This window comes from Staphylococcus sp. GDY8P198P (assembly GCF_017891615.1).
Lineage (GTDB): Bacteria > Bacillota > Bacilli > Staphylococcales > Staphylococcaceae > Staphylococcus > Staphylococcus cohnii.
Map to the genome: position 1 here is coordinate 24,123 of NZ_JAESJQ010000002.1, position 17,339 is coordinate 41,461.

The 17,339-nt window shown below is 31.9% G+C and carries 16 protein-coding genes; 4 read left to right on the forward strand and 12 right to left on the reverse strand.

Annotated elements, in window-relative coordinates; all coding sequences use genetic code 11:
- Positions 1-4 precede the first annotated feature (4 nt).
- Positions 5-391 (reverse strand): hypothetical protein, encoded by a 387-nt coding sequence (locus tag KA824_RS01845; RefSeq protein ID WP_019469613.1) that lies wholly within the window; start codon positions 389-391, stop codon positions 5-7.
- 104 nt (positions 392-495) lie between these two features.
- Positions 496-1,248, reverse strand: coding sequence for a type I methionyl aminopeptidase (map, locus tag KA824_RS01850; protein ID WP_064264275.1), 753 nt, complete (start codon positions 1,246-1,248; stop codon positions 496-498).
- 176 nt (positions 1,249-1,424) lie between these two features.
- On the opposite strand from map, the gene KA824_RS01855 reads away from it, so the two are divergent.
- A complete protein-coding gene (locus tag KA824_RS01855; protein ID WP_064264273.1) occupies positions 1,425-2,411 on the forward strand; it encodes an FUSC family protein in 987 nt (328 codons plus the stop codon).
- 88 nt (positions 2,412-2,499) lie between these two features.
- On the opposite strand, the gene gatD is transcribed toward KA824_RS01855, so the two are convergent.
- The gene (gatD, locus tag KA824_RS01860; RefSeq protein ID WP_064264271.1) at positions 2,500-3,222 is read right to left on the reverse strand and encodes a lipid II isoglutaminyl synthase subunit GatD; all 723 of its coding nucleotides are present in this window, start codon (positions 3,220-3,222) and stop codon (positions 2,500-2,502) included.
- Complete coding sequence (gene murT / locus KA824_RS01865) at positions 3,219-4,538, reverse strand: lipid II isoglutaminyl synthase subunit MurT (protein WP_181187639.1); 1,320 nt, start codon at positions 4,536-4,538, stop codon at positions 3,219-3,221. The genes gatD and murT overlap by 4 nt, the downstream gene beginning before the upstream one ends.
- A 169-nt stretch (positions 4,539-4,707) precedes the next feature.
- Between murT and KA824_RS01870 the strand changes: the two genes are divergently transcribed.
- Complete coding sequence (locus KA824_RS01870; protein ID WP_019469608.1) at positions 4,708-5,214, forward strand: ferritin; 507 nt, start codon at positions 4,708-4,710, stop codon at positions 5,212-5,214.
- 203 nt (positions 5,215-5,417) lie between these two features.
- The gene (locus KA824_RS01875) at positions 5,418-5,972 is read left to right on the forward strand and encodes a 3'-5' exonuclease (protein WP_107384522.1); all 555 of its coding nucleotides are present in this window, start codon (positions 5,418-5,420) and stop codon (positions 5,970-5,972) included.
- A gap of 38 nt (positions 5,973-6,010) precedes the next feature.
- Here KA824_RS01875 and dinB read toward each other — a convergent pair whose 3' ends face one another.
- The 7 genes from dinB to gatC all read right to left on the reverse strand — a co-directional run bounded on the left by dinB (position 6,011) and on the right by gatC (position 14,105).
- Entirely contained in the window at positions 6,011-7,081 is a 1,071-nt protein-coding gene (gene dinB / locus KA824_RS01880) for a DNA polymerase IV (protein WP_064264263.1), read from the reverse strand.
- Between the two features lie 198 nt (positions 7,082-7,279).
- On the reverse strand, positions 7,280-7,834 hold the full coding sequence (locus tag KA824_RS01885; protein ID WP_064264261.1) for a DUF3267 domain-containing protein: 555 nt from the start codon (positions 7,832-7,834) through the stop codon (positions 7,280-7,282).
- A gap of 205 nt (positions 7,835-8,039) precedes the next feature.
- Positions 8,040-9,401 carry a 23S rRNA (uracil(1939)-C(5))-methyltransferase RlmD gene (gene rlmD, locus KA824_RS01890; RefSeq protein WP_107524444.1) on the reverse strand — a complete coding sequence of 454 codons (1,362 nt, stop codon included), beginning with the start codon at positions 9,399-9,401 and terminating at the stop codon, positions 8,040-8,042.
- A 138-nt stretch (positions 9,402-9,539) separates the two neighbouring features.
- Positions 9,540-10,457 carry a diacylglycerol kinase gene (locus KA824_RS01895; RefSeq protein ID WP_064264257.1) on the reverse strand — a complete coding sequence of 306 codons (918 nt, stop codon included), beginning with the start codon at positions 10,455-10,457 and terminating at the stop codon, positions 9,540-9,542.
- Positions 10,458-10,903: 446 nt separating this feature from the next.
- Positions 10,904-12,331 (reverse strand): Asp-tRNA(Asn)/Glu-tRNA(Gln) amidotransferase subunit GatB, encoded by a 1,428-nt coding sequence (gatB, locus tag KA824_RS01900; RefSeq protein WP_064264255.1) that lies wholly within the window; start codon positions 12,329-12,331, stop codon positions 10,904-10,906.
- Between the two features lie 12 nt (positions 12,332-12,343).
- Complete coding sequence (gene gatA / locus KA824_RS01905) at positions 12,344-13,801, reverse strand: Asp-tRNA(Asn)/Glu-tRNA(Gln) amidotransferase subunit GatA (protein ID WP_064264252.1); 1,458 nt, start codon at positions 13,799-13,801, stop codon at positions 12,344-12,346.
- Between the two features lies 1 nt (position 13,802).
- Positions 13,803-14,105: an Asp-tRNA(Asn)/Glu-tRNA(Gln) amidotransferase subunit GatC gene (gene gatC, locus KA824_RS01910; protein WP_019469599.1), complete on the reverse strand. Its 303-nt coding sequence runs from the start codon at positions 14,103-14,105 to the stop codon at positions 13,803-13,805.
- A 382-nt stretch (positions 14,106-14,487) separates the two neighbouring features.
- Here gatC and putP point away from each other — a divergent pair, with 382 nt between their 5' ends.
- Positions 14,488-16,023: a sodium/proline symporter PutP gene (gene putP / locus KA824_RS01915; protein WP_064264250.1), complete on the forward strand. Its 1,536-nt coding sequence runs from the start codon at positions 14,488-14,490 to the stop codon at positions 16,021-16,023.
- Positions 16,024-16,121: 98 nt separating this feature from the next.
- Here putP and KA824_RS01920 read toward each other — a convergent pair whose 3' ends face one another.
- Positions 16,122-17,333, reverse strand: a complete 1,212-nt coding sequence (locus tag KA824_RS01920) for a CamS family sex pheromone protein (protein WP_064264248.1) — start codon at positions 17,331-17,333, stop codon at positions 16,122-16,124.
- Positions 17,334-17,339: the final 6 nt, after the last annotated feature.

Genomic DNA, 17,339 nt, shown 5'->3' on the forward strand with positions numbered 1-17,339 from the left:
TTCTTCAAGCGACTAAACTAATTTGTTCGATTAAATCACATTCTGTTTCAACATTCACTTTTTCCTTTGCCTGTTGTGATAAATCGGCTACAATACGTGCGTAGTCTGCTTCCATTTCATTCAAATCATTTTTAATTTTTTCTATATCATAGTGCTCAATCTCTTGTGCACATTCAATATCAGATTCATCTAAAATGTCGATATATTTATTTTCTAAAGATAATGTTAAATGATCTATTAATCTAGCTACATAAGTTTTTCTTTCAAATAGATAATTTATGTACATTTCTATGCTTCTTAATTTTTTATCAAGATATTGTCTATATTCAATTAAACTTGAATAAAAAGTTTGTTTAGTCATTTTTTCTAGATAAGTCGTAATATAATTCATAGAATCACCTCATGATTGATTAGATTCTATTATAAAAAATTTCCGGAACCATTAGTATAGGCTCCGGAACCATCTTATATTAGGACTTTAGACCGAAACTTATTCTAATCTATTTTAGTAGTTAAAACTGGTCCTTCTTTTGTTACTATAACCGTATGTTCAATTTGTGCAACAAAGCTTTTATCTTGAGTTTCAAATGCCCATTCATTCTTACCTTCTGTGACAAATGTAGCTTTTGAAGAAATAAATGGCTCAACAGCAATTACAGTACCTTCTTTAAGCAAAGTTTTATCTTTTGGATCATAATAATTCATCACATGGCTTGGAGATTCATGTAATGACTGACCAACACCATGACCTGTTAAATTTTTAATTACTGTCAAATCATTTTTACGTGCAGTTGCGTGAACTGCTTTACCAATTTGGCTCAGCTTTGCACCAGGTTTGATTTTTGTCATAGCTGCTTCAAATGCTTCTAAAGCAACATCACAAACTTTTTGTTTCAATGGATTATCCGCTTCACCAACTACAAATGAAATGCCAGTGTCAGCATAATACCCATTTTTCAATGCAGAAACATCAATATTTACTAAGTCACCTTCACGAATTTTTCGTTTTCCAGGAATACCATGTGCCACTTCTTCGTTAACGCTGATACAAGTTTGACCTGGAAAGTTTTCATCATGAATTGGTGCTGAGATAGCACCGTGTTCTTCAAATAAATCTTTTGCGATATCATCAAGTTCTTTAGTAGTGATGCCAGGTGTAGTAGCTTCTTGCATTTTGTCTCTAACTAGTGCGCAGATATATCCAATATCTTTTAGTGCTGTTAATTCTTCTTCTGTTTTTACAATCATTTTATCCCGTTCCTTTTTGTAAATTATATTCTTTCTTATTATAGCAGACTTTTTTTGATATAATAAATTAGAAAATTTTTATCATATATAGTTTAACATTTTAACCAAATAATGACATAACCACTTTTACAATTCTGGTTAAATCATTAAACGTTTATTTTTATAGGAGTTTTAATATGAATGATTCTTGGTATAAAAATATTGTTGGTGCACGAACTCTGAAAACAGGTTTAGCTACCTTTTTAACTGCTCTTTTTTGTTTAGCCTTAAACTTAAATCCAATTTTTGCTATATTAACAGCTATTGTCACAATTGAACCAACCGCTAAGGCATCGTTAATAAAAGGTTATAGAAGACTTCCTGCAACAATTATTGGTGCGTTATTTGCCGTTATATTTACTTTTATTTTCGGCGATCAATCTGCTTTTGCCTACGCATTTAGTGCAACATTCACCATTATTCTTTGTACAAAATTAAATTTACAAGTAGGTACAACTGTAGCAACTTTAACTGCAATGGCTATGATTCCTGGCATACATGATGCTTATTACTTTAATTTCTTCTCCAGATTATTAACGGCTATCATTGGATTAGTTACAGCGGGATTAGTAAACTTTATTGTCTTACCTCCCAAATATTATGATCAATTGGATGATGCTATTAATCAAACTGAAGCAAAAATGTACGCATTATTTCATAAGCGTATGCGTCAACTGGTTATTGGTAAATTTTATAATGGAACGACCAATCAACAATTAACCACATTATTAAATTTAAACCAAAAAGTCGAGACGTTACTTTCTTATCAAAAAGATGAGCTCAGTTATCACAAACACCACAATTCAGAATGGATTCGTTTAAAGTCTTTAACTACGCGTACACATACAAATCGCTTATTTATAACTCACTTATCTAACTTAGTTTTTTTACCAAAAGACACACAAGTTACTTTTACTAAAGATGAGCAACTTGCCATCCTAAATATTGCTGAGAGTATAAATAACATACATAGAACTGGACATTTTGAGCGTCATCCAAAATCAGCGTCGTTACTTAAATCCACCGTCAAAGGTTTAGATGAGTTTGATAAAAATCAATTAAAAAGTCATATTGTCTATGAAATACTATTAATTTATAGAATTTTAAATAATCGGTTTGCTTAAATTGATCTATTAACTATTGTTACATCAACAAAACAGCCTAGGACAAAATGTCCTAGGCTGTGGTTTATTCATACTAGTTAAATCTTTACTATTTTTGTTGAGCAACGCGCTCAACAATTACTTTCTTAGCTGCTTCTTCCTCTGAATTGTCTAATTCTTTCGGTTCAAATACAAGGCCTTTACGTTCGCATGCTTTTTCTAATAGATAATCTGTAATTTCATGATTTTTAGGTAGTATCGGTCCGTGTAAATAAGTACCTAGTAGATTCTTGTAATGAATGCCTTCTTTAGCATCGTCATCATTATTACCAAATCCATGAGTAACTTCACCTAAAGTACCGTAATTATGATAAGTACGGCCCCCATGGTTTTCAAATCCTACAATTGTACCAAAAGTATTACTTTCAATAACGATATCTCCTGTTAAACGATTTTTTTTAGATTCTGTATAAAAATCTAAAATATTTAAACCGTCTAGTTCTGTGCCATCTGGTGTAATGTATTTACGTCCTAAAAACTGGTAACCACCGCATACAGTTAGACCAGGCAAACCATCTTCAATAGCAGCTTTTAACTTACTTTTTATTTTACTCAATTCTAATGTTGCTAATGCTTGTTCTCTGTCACTACCCCCACCAATAAAGAAGATATCACATTCATCAAAAGTAACATTTTCCGTCTGATTAATATCTACAACTTTTAAAGTGATATTACGGCGTTTTGCACGTTGTTTAAGTGCAATGATATTACCTATATCACTGTACAAATTTAATTTATCAGGCATAAAGTGATAGACCGTTAACTCATTCATTTTACGTTATCCTCCTCAAAAGAGTGATTCAATTGTTTTAACATAGGGGCAAGTGAAGTATAGTTAGGTATTGCTACAGTAAAACTATTAGTATATTCCATTGTTTTCGCAGTAGCTTTATAGATATCATTTTCTAAAATAACTGGTACATTTATCTCTGCGAGCTTTAATCTCAATTGTAGCTCTTCTGCTCGTGTACCTGTAACTATTATAGCTTCTATCTGTTGATTCGCTAATTTTTCAAAGTCAGCATCATAAATCCAAGATGTATCACGTCCATCTGCAGCATGATCATTTAAACTGATGACGTAAACTTTGTTCCCCTCTATCCGATCACCAACTGAGAGACTTGCATTCATACCTGCAGGGTTCTTAGCTAGATTGATCATTGCTTCTTTCGTACCCTTTTTAAAATACTGCATTCTGCCATTATCAGAAGTATAAGTTTCAAACCCTTTTCGAATTGACGCATCATTTAATCCAAGTTCTCTGAGCACGGTATAAGCAGCAATTGCATTATATGCATTAAAATCGCCTGCAATTTTCATATTAAATGTTGTAGTACCAACATTTAAATTTATAAAAGGTGTTAAATCAAATTGAGCTACTTCATATTTTGTATTTTCTCGTTTAAAGCCACATTCACAATAATAATGGCCTAATTGATTATAATGAATATAATCATAATGTAATAAGCGACCACAATTAGGACAATATCTACTTTCATTCATAGAACTTTGTTCAAAATCATGCGCGTGCTTTTTCATTCCATAATAATTAACAGTGTCACTCGCTATCTTTAATCTACTGACAAATGGATCATCAGCATTTAACAATAATTTTATCCCTTTATTATCAATTGCTTTTGCAATATTATTTACCATAATATCGATTTCCCCAAATCGATCCATTTGATCACGGAAGAAATTAGTAACCACCATCATCGTAGGCGTAACTTCATTAAGTACTCTTGGTATTGAACCTTCATCAATTTCAATAACTGCGATTTTAGTGTTTTTTTTAATTTGCAAAATAAAGGCTGATGTAATACCAGCAGACATATTGGCACCTTCATTATTATGTATGATTTCTATTTGATTCTCTTTCAAAGTATGACCTATTAAATTTGATGTAGTCGTCTTCCCATTTGTACCACTTATAAATACAATCTCATCTACATGAGATGCTAATTCTCTTAAAATATTTTTATCCACTTTTCTAGCGACTTGACCTGGTAAGTCTGTTCCCTTTTTCCCAACAGTACGACTTACTTGTCTTGCCAGTCTCGCTAGACGTGTTGCAGTCCATTGTCTCATCTAATTCCTCCTCTACTATTCACTCAAATATTATAACACGATTAAGTTGTATTCCAAACAATTCTCAATGCAAATATCTTTCACATTCTTTAGATTAGAATAATTATTATTTACGAATGAGAATAAGTTTGCTATACTAATGAAAAATGATACATGGAGGCTGTTACTTATGTTGAATAAAGAATTATTAGATGCATTAAATGAACAAATGAACCACGAGTATTTTGCTGCACATGCTTATATGGCAATGGCTGCGTATTGTGATAGTAAGTCCTACGAAGGCTTTGCTAATTTCTATATCCAGCAGGCAAAAGAAGAAAGATTTCATGGTAAGAAAATTTATGATTATATCAATGATCGTGGTGAACAAGCAATATTTAATTCAATACCAGCACCTAAATCTGAATTCACAAGTATCTTAGAAACCTTTGAAGATGGCTTAGCCCAAGAACAAGATGTAACACGCAGATTTTACAATTTATCTGACCTAGCTAATAAAGATAAAGATTATGCCACAATTTCATTTTTAAATTGGTTCCTAGATGAACAAGTCGAAGAAGAATCAATGTTTGATACACATATTGATTATTTAAACCGTATCGGTGACGACAGTAACACTTTATATTTATATGAGAAAGAATTAGCTGCACGTTCATTTAATGAAGATGAAGCATAGCGTTAATACGCTAACAAATTTTTAAAATTAATGATGAATATACAGAAGCATGCCAACATGATTGGCATGCTTTTTAAGTATTTTGCTAGTAGGAAAGGACTGTTGATCATCTATTATGCTTAATTGAGTTTTACTCGCTTGACTTCGAAAAGAGAATTATATAAAGTCATAACATATTCTATAAGAGAAAGGGTTCTTGCTTGATGACAGCTAATGCTTATATTGCTTTAGATTTTGAAACTGCAAACGGAAAAAGAACGAGTATATGTTCAGTGGGAATGGTCAAAGTTATCAATCATCAAATCACAGAATCTTTTTATACACTGGTTAATCCAAATGACTATTTTTCAAAACAAAACATTGCCGTACATGGTATTAATCCAAATGATGTAAAAGATGCGCCGACATTTGCATCAGTATATCCATATATGATGCAATTCATTGATGGATTACCAGTAGTTGCTCATAATGCTGCATTTGATATGAATGTTTTGTATGACAGCATTAAGCAAATTGGTCAAGACACACCAACAATCACTTATTTTTGTTCACTACAACTATCAAGAAAGACAATAAATAATCATCGTTATGGGTTGAATCATATGATGCATTATTACAATCTAGATTTTCACGGTCATCACGATGCTTTAAATGATGCTAAAGCATGTGCAATGATTACATTTCGATTATTAAAACACTATGATGATTTGAATAGTATATTAACAATATTTGGTAAGCAGTTAAAAGATAAAGATTAATTTATTCAAAATCAGTAATTATTTCCATGATACTTCGTTTATATATAATCATAAATTGTCATGTTTTCATATGTCGCTTTTTCTAAGTTACCTACTGTAACGCCCACCAATCTAATTGGTGTTTCTGAATCTTTTAGTTCAGTATATAAACTATATGCAATGTTATAAATATCCGTCTCATTTCTAATCGGATCTCTCAAACTTCTTTGTTTTGACAAAGTTTCAAATTTAAAAGTTTTAATTTTAACAGTGACAGTTTTGCCAGATTTTTGAATTCTGGCTAAGCGTTCAGCTGTTTTATGACTTAACTCCCAAATTTTTTGAAGAATTTGATCATCATCATTAACATCTGTTGCAAAGGTGCGTTCTGTGCCAACTGACTTTCTAATTCTTGTGGCTTTTACTTCATTATTATCTATACCTCTCGCCTTATTGTACAATCCATAACCGCGTTTTCCAAAAAGACGAATTAATTCACGCTCACTTTGGTTATATAAATCTTGGCCATTATAAATTTTATGCTCATGCATTTTTTCTTTAGAAGCTTTACCTACTCCTGGAAAATCACCAATATCTAAGCCCATTAATATTTCATGTACATTTTTATAATCAATAATAGTTAGACCGTTAGGCTTATTCATACCGCTCGCTAATTTTGCTAAAAATTTATTATAAGAGACACCTGCAGAGGACGTTAATTGGGTAGCTTCGTAAATATCTCTACGAATATATTGCGCAATCATAGACGCTGGTAAATCAGGACGGACTAAATGCGTAATGTCTAAATATGCTTCATCCAATGACAATGGTTCAACGATTTCAGTGTAACTTTTAAAAATATTCATAATTGTGTTTGAGGCTTCCTTATAAGCTTCAAATCTAGGAGATACATAAAAACCATTCGGACATAATTTATGTGCTTGTGCGGTGGGCATTGCAGAATGAACACCATATTTTCTTGCTTCATAAGAAGCTGTTGACACCACGCCTCTACCACTCGCTTTTCCACCGACGATAACTGGTTTCCCTTTTAAACTTGGATTATCCCTTATTTCTACTTGAGCAAAGAAATAATCCATATCTATATGAATGATTCTTCTTTCTGTCAATGCACACACCTCCCTTTTTAAACTTATATAATTATATTATTGATATTTATCTTACAATCTAAATGATTTTGTTACATAATATATGCTCATGATAGTAAAACAAACAAAAAAGAGTTAGCTATCCGCTTCTTAAATACGATATCATCTATAATGATAATTATGTATTTAGCAGTATTACTAACTCAGATTAATTAATTCTTATGATTTTGGTTCAGTTTGCAATTCAATTGAAGGGTTTTTTGTATAATATTTAATACCATCCTCAGTATCTTCTATGACTTCCACTTTCTCATTTAACACACCTGAAAGTAAATACAAATCCACAACACAATATCCAATATGAAAACTTGTAATAAATATGATAGATGAGTAAGGCGTAATAAAAAATATGATAAATAAAATGGGTGATATAATAATTAAAGGGGCTAACATAATTAAGCTATATTGCCATTTTTTGAAATAAACTTGTGGCATATGTGACTTTATCAAACCATATTTAACTCTATAAATAGGTTTTCGACCTTTTGATAAGATGCGAAACATTAAGTTATGAATCAATTCATGTAAGAAATAAACAATAGTAAAACCTAAAATACCATACAATAAATTAAATAAGATATTTTGCTCTATAACCGAAGCAAATAAATAAGCAAATTTATATGATAACAATATACTGATCATTACTATTGTTAATTGGAATAGTAAGAATCCTTCTAATAACTTTTTATTAGAAAACAACTCAATTTTAAACATTAGCAACCCTCCAAATGCTTTGTTATTACCTAGAGTATACAATGATTTTAATCACTTAGAAAGAGCTATTGAACAAAGTTAATGACTTGTAATTGAATTTTAACAAATCTTCTTACATTGAAATAAACTGCAACACTGAGCAAACAATAAGTTAATTAACTTTACACAATGTTTATTAAATCATGCTTATCTATTAACCTACGTTTTATATACGATTAAATTGAGCAACCGTTTCAACATGTGTTGTATGAGGAAACATATCTACTGGTGTAATCTTCGTTAGTTTGTAATGTTGTGCTAAATATTGCGCATCACGTTGTTGTGTTGAAGGATTACATGAAATATAGACAATTTTTCTTGGGTTTAATTCTAATAATGTTTTTAAAAATGTTTCGTCACAGCCTTTTCTAGGCGGATCAACCATCACTACATCTGGTTTAATTCCTTGTGATTTCCATTTTAATATAACCTCTTCTGCCTTACCACAGACAAAAGTAGTATTTTCAAATTGGTTTATAGTCGCATTTTGTTTAGCATCTTCAATGGCTTCTGACACAACTTCTACGCCATAAACATGTTTCGCTTTTGGTGCCATATATAAACCTATCGTTCCGATACCACAGTAAGTATCCAAGACAACATCATCCTGCTTTAAGTTTGCGTATTCAATCGCAAGTTGATACAATTTTTCAGTTTGTATCGAATTAATTTGATAAAAAGATTGATCACTTATTTTGAAGGTAACGTCTGATAATTTATCATTGATTGTTGTCTTACCATATAAAGTATTAGATTCCGCTCCTAATATTACATTTGAATGTGTATTATTGACATTATGCTTTATACTTGTAATTTCAGGAAATGCTTTAACTAATTTTTGCACAAGTAAATCACTCTGTTTAAATTTCTTGCCATTGGTCACAAATATCACCATTAACTCTCTTGTATGGTGTCCAGTACGAATGACAACGTGCCTCATAAGCCCTTGTTTTTTATGTTCATTATAAACGCTAATATTCAATTCGTTAAACCAAACTTTAAGTTGATTCATAACTTCTTGATGCAATTGGTCTTGAATTAAACAACTTTCCATATCTATAATATCGTGACTTCTTTGTCTATAAAAACCTGAGATAATCTCTTCGTCTTTATTCTTTCCAACAGGTATTTGTGATTTATTTCGATAATACCAAGGATTTTCCATACCAACTGTGTCATTAATAATCGTATCTTTAAAATCTGCTTTTCGATGAAACAAATTAATTACTTGTTCTTTTTTCATATTCAATTGAGCTTGGTATGTCATATGTTGTAATTGACAGCCTCCGCATTTGTAATAATATACACATGGTGGCTCAACACGTTCTTTACTTTGTTCTTTAATTTCTATTAATTTACCTATTGCAAAATTCTTTTTTACTTTAATCACTTTAAATTTAATCGTTTCATCTATTAAAGTATTAGGAATAAACACAGGATACCGATCTAACTTTACAACGCCGTGTCCTTCATGTGTTAAATCAATTACGTGTCCTTCTAAGATTTCATTTTTTTGTAATATGCTCATATTATCACCCCATATAAAAGAGGTTAGGCTATTTGTATCTTTACCTAACCTCGTTGTCTATTAACGTTTTTGAAGATTCATTTTAACTCATTTATTTAAACTAGTTCACGATTACGATTTATTTTAATATTATATTTGTTATTGCTCAACTAGTTCCTCATTTTTAATGTCACTTGGTGTATAAACTTCAATATGCTGTTTTAAATTCAAGAAATTTCCGGGCAATTTACCACCATATTCACCGTCCACATTTAATTGCATATCTATAAATGAAGAGATATTGATTGATTTTGCTTTTTTATAATGCACTTTAGGATGTTTAATATGCTCACCTCTTGAAGCAAGGGTCATAATATGCCCTAACTCTGCTAAATTCGCTTTTTCCACTATAATCAAGGTGAAATAACCATCATCTAATTTGGCATCAGGCACTAATTTTTCAAATCCTGCCATAGAGTTGGTCAAACCTAATAAAAATAAGAGCGCCTCTCCCTGAAAAACCTCATCATCATATTCGATACGTATGTCAACAGCTTTCATCTGAGGTAACATTTCAAATCCTTTAATATAATATGCAAAAGGACCAACAATTGATTTCAATCTACTTGGTGTTTCATAAGATACCTGTGTTAATTGTCCCCCTGCAGCTAAATTAATAAAATATCTACTATTCATTTTTCCAATATCAACGCGCGTTGAATGGCCTTCTATAATCACATCAATCGCACTCATAATATCATTGGGTAAATGCAATGCACGCCCAAAATCATTTACAGTTCCCATTGGGATGATTCCAATTTTAGGTCTATTTGGATGTTCTGCTATACCATTGATGACTTCATTGAGCGTCCCATCGCCCCCTGCAGCTATTAAAACATCATAGTCTTGAGTTAAACAACGTTTAGCTTCAGTTGTTGCATCACCAATTTTTTCAGTTGCATAGGCACTCGTTTCAAAACCGGCCTTTTCTAATTTTATTAACACATCTGGCAATGTTCGTTTAAACAATTCTTTACCAGATGTTGGGTTATAAATGATTCTAGCTCGTTTTCTCATATTTTATCCCTCAACTTTTTATACTCAGTATATATATTAAATGATTTAGTTAAATGATAAAAGCATTTAGGCTATTTTCAAAAAGAAAATATAATATACTACTTAATATTAAAGAAATTGAAACTTCCATTCCTATTATCAAAACATGGCACTATCCATAATTTAAATTAGCGCTCTTATATTTTAAATTTAAGATTTTGACTGTGAATAATGCTTGCCTGATATATCGTTCGTTCTTATAATATTTCACACATATTATTTCATTGAATTCAGCAATTTATAAAATTACATTAAAAAGTAGTAGTTCAATGTGCGCTTAAAGTTTTATAAAAAAACGTCAATTCCTATTTTGTTATAGAAATTGACGTTTAATACTTTATCCAAGCTGTTTATTTCTCGGTTACTCATTAATTAGATTATAACTGTTCAAAATGCAAATGATTTTGTTATCTTTTATCTAATTCTTGTTTTAATAGTTGATTCACTAATTGTGGGTTAGCTTGACCTTTTGAAGCTTTCATAATTTGACCAACTAAGAAGCCCATTGCTTTACCCTTACCATTTTGATAGTCTTCAACTGATTGTGGATTATTGTCTAATGCTTCATTTACAAATTTAAGAAGTGTCGCTTCGTCAGAGATTTGAACTAAACCTTTATCTTCCATAATTTGTTTTGCATCTCCACCATTTTCAGCTAGTTCTGGGAAAACTTTTTTAGCGATTTTACTGCTCATTGTGCCATCTTCAATTAATTTAATCATACCAGCAAGATTTTGTGGTGTGAGTTTTGTATCTAATAATTCTATTTGATGTTTATTCAAGTACTCGTTAACGCCACCCATTAACCAGTTGGAAGTTAATTTTACATCAGCACCTTCTGCTACGGCACCTTCAAAGAAATCAGACATTTCTTTTGTTAATGTAATCACGTGTGCATCATATGCTGGTAAACCAAATTGATTCACGTATTTTTCTTTTCTTTCATCTGGTAATTCAGGAATTGTTTGACGTACGCGTTCTTTCCACTCATCGTCAACATATAAAGGTACGATATCTGGTTCTGGGAAGTAACGGTAATCGTCTGATCCTTCTTTCACACGCATAAGAATTGTTTTACCCGTAGATTCATCAAATCGTCTTGTTTCTTGTAAGATTTCTCCACCATTCAACAATTCTTCTTCTTGACGTTTTTCTTCATATTCTAACCCTTTACGTACATAAGTAAATGAGTTTAGATTTTTCAGTTCTGCTTTTGTTCCGAACTCTGCTTGACCATATGGACGTAATGAAATATTGGCATCACAACGCAGTGAACCTTCTTCCATTTTACAATCTGAAACACCAGTATATTGAATAATTGAACGTAATTTTTCTAAGTATGCATATGCTTCTTGTGGTGAACGAATATCTGGCTCAGACACAATTTCAATCAATGGTGTACCTTGTCTATTTAAGTCAACTAATGAATAACCATCTTTATGTGTTGATTTACCAGCATCTTCTTCCATGTGTAAGCGTGTGATACCTATGCGTTTTGTTTCACCATCTACTTCAATATCAATATAACCATTTTCACCTATTGGCTGATCAAATTGTGAAATTTGATATGCTTTAGGATTATCTGGATAGAAATAGTTTTTTCGATCAAATTTTGATTCTGTTGCAATATCCATATTTAATGCCATTGACGCTCTCATCGCCCAATCAACGGCACGTCTGTTGACAACTGGTAGTACTCCAGGGTAAGCCAAATCAATTACGTTTGTGTTTGAGTTAGGTTTCGCTCCAAAATGTGCTGGCGATGGAGAAAACATTTTAGATTCTGTTTTTAACTCAACATGGACCTCTAGTCCAATAACTGTTTCAAAATGCATGATTTCCACTCCTTATAAATTTTCGTATTCATTATGCAAATTAAATTTTGATTCATATTGGAAAGCGACACGATATAATGTTTTCTCATCAAAAGGTTTACCAATAAATTGCAAACCAATTGGACGTCCATTCGCTTTACCACAAGGAATAGATATACCTGGCAAGCCAGCTAAGTTAACTGGTGTTGTTAGTAAGTCATTCGCATACATTGTAAGTGGATCATCGATTTCTTCACCTATATTAAATGCAGTTGTTGGTGTTGTTGGCCCAACTACAACATCATAGTTATCAAAAATACGATCAAAATCGTTTTTTATTAATGTTCTAACTTTTTGTGATTTCTTATAGAACGCATCATAGTATCCTGAACTTAGTGCAAATGTGCCAAGGAAAATACGACGCTTAACCTCTTCACCAAATCCTTCACTTCTTGACATTTTATATAATTCTTCTAGTGAATTTGCTTCTGGAGAATGATAACCGTATCTGATACCATCAAAACGTGATAAGTTTGAGGATGCTTCAGATGATGCGATTACATAATAAGAAGGAATGCCATATTTCGTATTCGGTAATGAAACTTCTTCTACTGTAGCACCTAGTTCTTTCAATGTTTCAACAGCTTTTTTTACAGATGCTTTCACTTCATCAGATATACCTTCACCGAGATATTCTTTTGGTAATGCCACTTTAAGGCCTTGAATATCTTTACCAATATCAGATGTAAAATCTGCATCTTCTACAGGTGCACTCGTACTGTCATTTTCATCTAAACCAGTAATTGCTTCTAATACTAAAGCATTGTCCTTAACATTGCGCGTTAGCGGCCCAATTTGGTCTAATGAAGACGCAAATGCTACTAAACCAAAACGTGATACACGACCATAAGTTGGTTTTAAACCTACAATACCGCAATAAGCTGCAGGTTGACGAATTGAGCCACCAGTATCTGAACCTAAACTAAAAGGTACTAATCCCGCTGCAACAGCTGCTGCTGAACCACCAGATGAACCACCAGGAACAGCCGTGTGATCAAATGGATTTAACGTTTTCTTGAAATAAGAAGTTTCTGTAGAACCTCCCATTGCAAATTCATCCATGTTTAGTTTTCCAATTAAAATAGCTTGTTCATTGCGTAATTTATTCATTACTGTAGATTCATAAATAGGTACAAATCCTTCTAGCATTTTACTAGCGCAAGTTGTTTCTACACCTTCAGTAATAATATTGTCTTTAATTCCCATTGGAATACCAAATAGTTTGCCTTCCATTTGGTCTTTGGCTTGTAACTCATCTAATTCTTGTGCTTTTTTAATAGCATTGTCTTTATCTAATGCAAGAAATGAATTAATTGTTGGATCAGTTTCTTCAATTGCATCATAGATATCGTTCACTATTTGTGAAGGTTTAATTTCTTTATTTTTTATTAATGTAATTAAATTTTCCACAGATTCATAACGGATGGTCATCTTAAGCGTCCTCCTCATTCATGATAGATGGTACCTTGAACTGTCCATCTTCCGTCTCTTTAGCATTTTTTAATGCAAGCTCTTGAGGAATGCCCTCGATTGCTTTATCTTCTCTTAACACGTTTTGTAAATCTAATACGTGATAAGTTGGCTCAATTGAGCTAGTGTCTGCTGTATCTATATGATTAGCAAAATTTAAAATACTTTCTAATGTATCTTGCATTTCAATTGTTTCTTCTTCAGATATTTGAAGTCTAGCTAAATTAGCAATATGCTCTACCTCTTCACGTGTAACTTTAGCCATTAAATAAAAGCCTCCTTTTTACTCATTCATTATAAAATTGTATCAAAATTTCAAACAAAAATCTAAACTTTTCAACAATAACAATAAATAACCATATTTTAATTAAGTTCCGTTTGGTAAAACATTTGTAATTATGTAACTTAAATATGTTTCAAAAACAATATATACAATTTTCATAGTATTAATAACAATTATTGCATAATAAATCATAAATTTTATAAAGTGCGTAATATCATTCTATGTTTTGTAAGCACTTTCATTTTTGTCATTGAGCTAAATATTTCAAAAAAATAAAAATAAATCTACTCTATTTATAAATTACATTGTATAATAATTCATGTAACACAATTTAATATTCTGGGGATAAGGGAGTTGAAGTATTATGTTTATTCTAGGTACATCTTTAGCTAATCAAGTTCACGTTACTTGGCAAACGTATATTATGATTATCATTTATTTTATCATTTTATTAGTTATTGGCTATTATGGTTACAAACAATCAACAGGTAATTTAAGTGAATTTATGCTGGGAGGTAGAAGTATTGGCCCTTACGTAACTGCCTTATCAGCAGGTGCATCCGATATGAGTGGATGGATGATTATGGGTCTCCCTGGATCTGTGTATAGCACTGGTTTATCAGCAATGTGGATTACAATCGGTTTATCACTCGGCGCTTATATTAACTATTTTGTAGTTGCACCTCGACTCCGCATTTATACTGAAATTGCAGGAGACGCTATCACCCTGCCAGACTTTTTTAAAAATCGACTCAATGACCGTAAAAATTACATAAAAATAATTTCAGGTCTAATTATTGTTGTGTTTTTCACTTTATATACACATTCTGGGTTTGTATCTGGTGGAAAATTATTTGAAAGTGCTTTTGGTTTAAACTATCATTGGGGACTTATCATAGTTGCAGCAATAGTAATTTTTTATACGTTCTTTGGTGGGTATTTAGCTGTATCCATTACGGATTTCTTCCAAGGTGTAATTATGTTAATCGCAATGGTAATGGTTCCTATTGTAGCACTTATAAAACTCAACGGTTTGGATACTTTTAGCGAAGTAGCAGCTATGAAACCTACCAATATGGATTTGTTTAAAGGGACAACGTTTTTAGGTATTATTTCATTATTTGCCTGGGGATTGGGGTATTTTGGTCAACCACATATTATTGTTCGGTTTATGTCCATTAAAACACATAAACTTTTACCAAAAGCAAGACGTTTAGGTATTAGCTGGATGGTTATTGGTCTCTTAGGCGCAGTTGCTGTAGGCCTAACAGGTATCGCATTTATACCTCAATACCACATTAAAATGGAAGATCCAGAGACACTCTTTATCATTATGAGCCAAATTTTATTCCACCCTCTTGTAGGCGGTTTCTTGTTGGCAGCTATCTTGGCAGCTATTATGAGCACAATTTCATCTCAGTTATTAGTGACTTCTAGTTCATTAACTGAAGATTTTTATAAACTTATTCGTGGTGAAGCGAAAGCAAAAACTCACGAAAAAGAGTTTGTAATGATTGGACGACTATCTGTTTTACTAGTTGCAATTATTGCAATTTGGATTGCATGGTCACCAAATGATACAATTTTAAACCTTGTCGGTAATGCTTGGGCAGGATTTGGCGCAGCGTTCAGCCCGTTAGTGATTTTCTCACTATACTGGAAAGGGTTGTCTCACGCTGGCGCGCTGAGTGGTATGATTACAGGAGCTTTAGTCGTTATTGTGTGGATTGCTTGGGTTAAACCGCTAGCATCAGTAAATGAAATATTTGGTATGTATGAAATAATACCTGGTTTTCTAGCAAGTGTGATAGTTACTTATCTAGTAAGTAAAATTACTAAAAAACCTGGTGAATTTGTAGAGCACGATTTAAATAAAGTTAAAGAAATGGTTAAAGAATAATCGAATCGCAACGCTCTCACTATAAATTGATACTAAAAAGCCACTCTTGTAACACATAACGTGATTACATAGAGTGGCTTTTATCGAGAAAACGTATACTAATTATTGTTTTTATAAATATGAACTTGTGGATCTTTGTCATCTTCAGTTTTACTGATTAAAGCTTTTGCTTTGTTACCATCTTTTATGCGAATTTCATATTCGTCAATATCATCAAAGTATTTCTCTGCTTGTTCAGTGATGTATTGTGTGATACCAATTGTTTCTGCTTCACCATAATAATCAATCGGTACATCAACTGTTAATTGTTTTGCTTTTTTATTATCGAATTTAACTGTACCCACTGCTTGAGTAAAGTTGTTAAAATACGTCTGTAAATTATCATTAAATTGCTTAAAATTATTATTTAAATTTTCATCAATTTCCCCTGCTTCATCAGAAGGTAACAATGCTGTAGTTTGATTTATATCTTTCCATTCATTAATACGCGTCTTGCCGTCTTCAACTGTCGTACCAGCAATAAATTCACCTGGAACAATTGAATTTTCACCAGTTTGTTTATAAATTGCAAAGTGTATTGGTATGTCTTTCAAATCTTTATTTTCTCTGACTCTCGACAAAATTTCTCCTGCCATTTGCTTACCTTGTTTTTTAATTTCTTTGTCATCTAATTTTTTACTATAGGTTTCGCCATCTTTTTCTTTTTGATAGTAATATGTACTATTCATAGCTAGTCCGATAGTCATACCTTTAATTTCCTTACCTTTAGTATCACCACTAGCATAAAAATCTTGTTCTAAAATATTTGAAAGATACGCAGGTGATTCTTCAGCAATTTTTTCTGGATCTGTTTCTCCATTATGAGATGGATTTAGACCTAAATTCTCATTCGCTTTCTTTTCTTTTCGTTCATCTTCATCCATCTCATCTACTTCAGATTTAGTATATTTTGGATCTAAATAAGCATTAATCGTATCTTTATCTAAGTACTGACCATCTTGATATAAATAATCGTCAGTTGGAAAAACTTGTTTACTCAATTCTAAGAGGCCGTTTTCGAAATCTTCCCCATTATAACTATTTGCCATGTTATCTTGTAATAAACCACGTGCTTGGCTTTCTTTAAATGGTAAAATCGTTCTATAATTATTACCTTGAACATGTTTATCAGTAGCGATTTCTTTTACTGAACCGGATTTTTCTTGCTGTTTATTGTCATCAGGTTGTTCTTTACTTTTTTCATTATCATCATTTCCACATGCTGATAATAGAAAAATTGCTGAGATGAATAGTATAATCGTTCTTTTCATGCATTA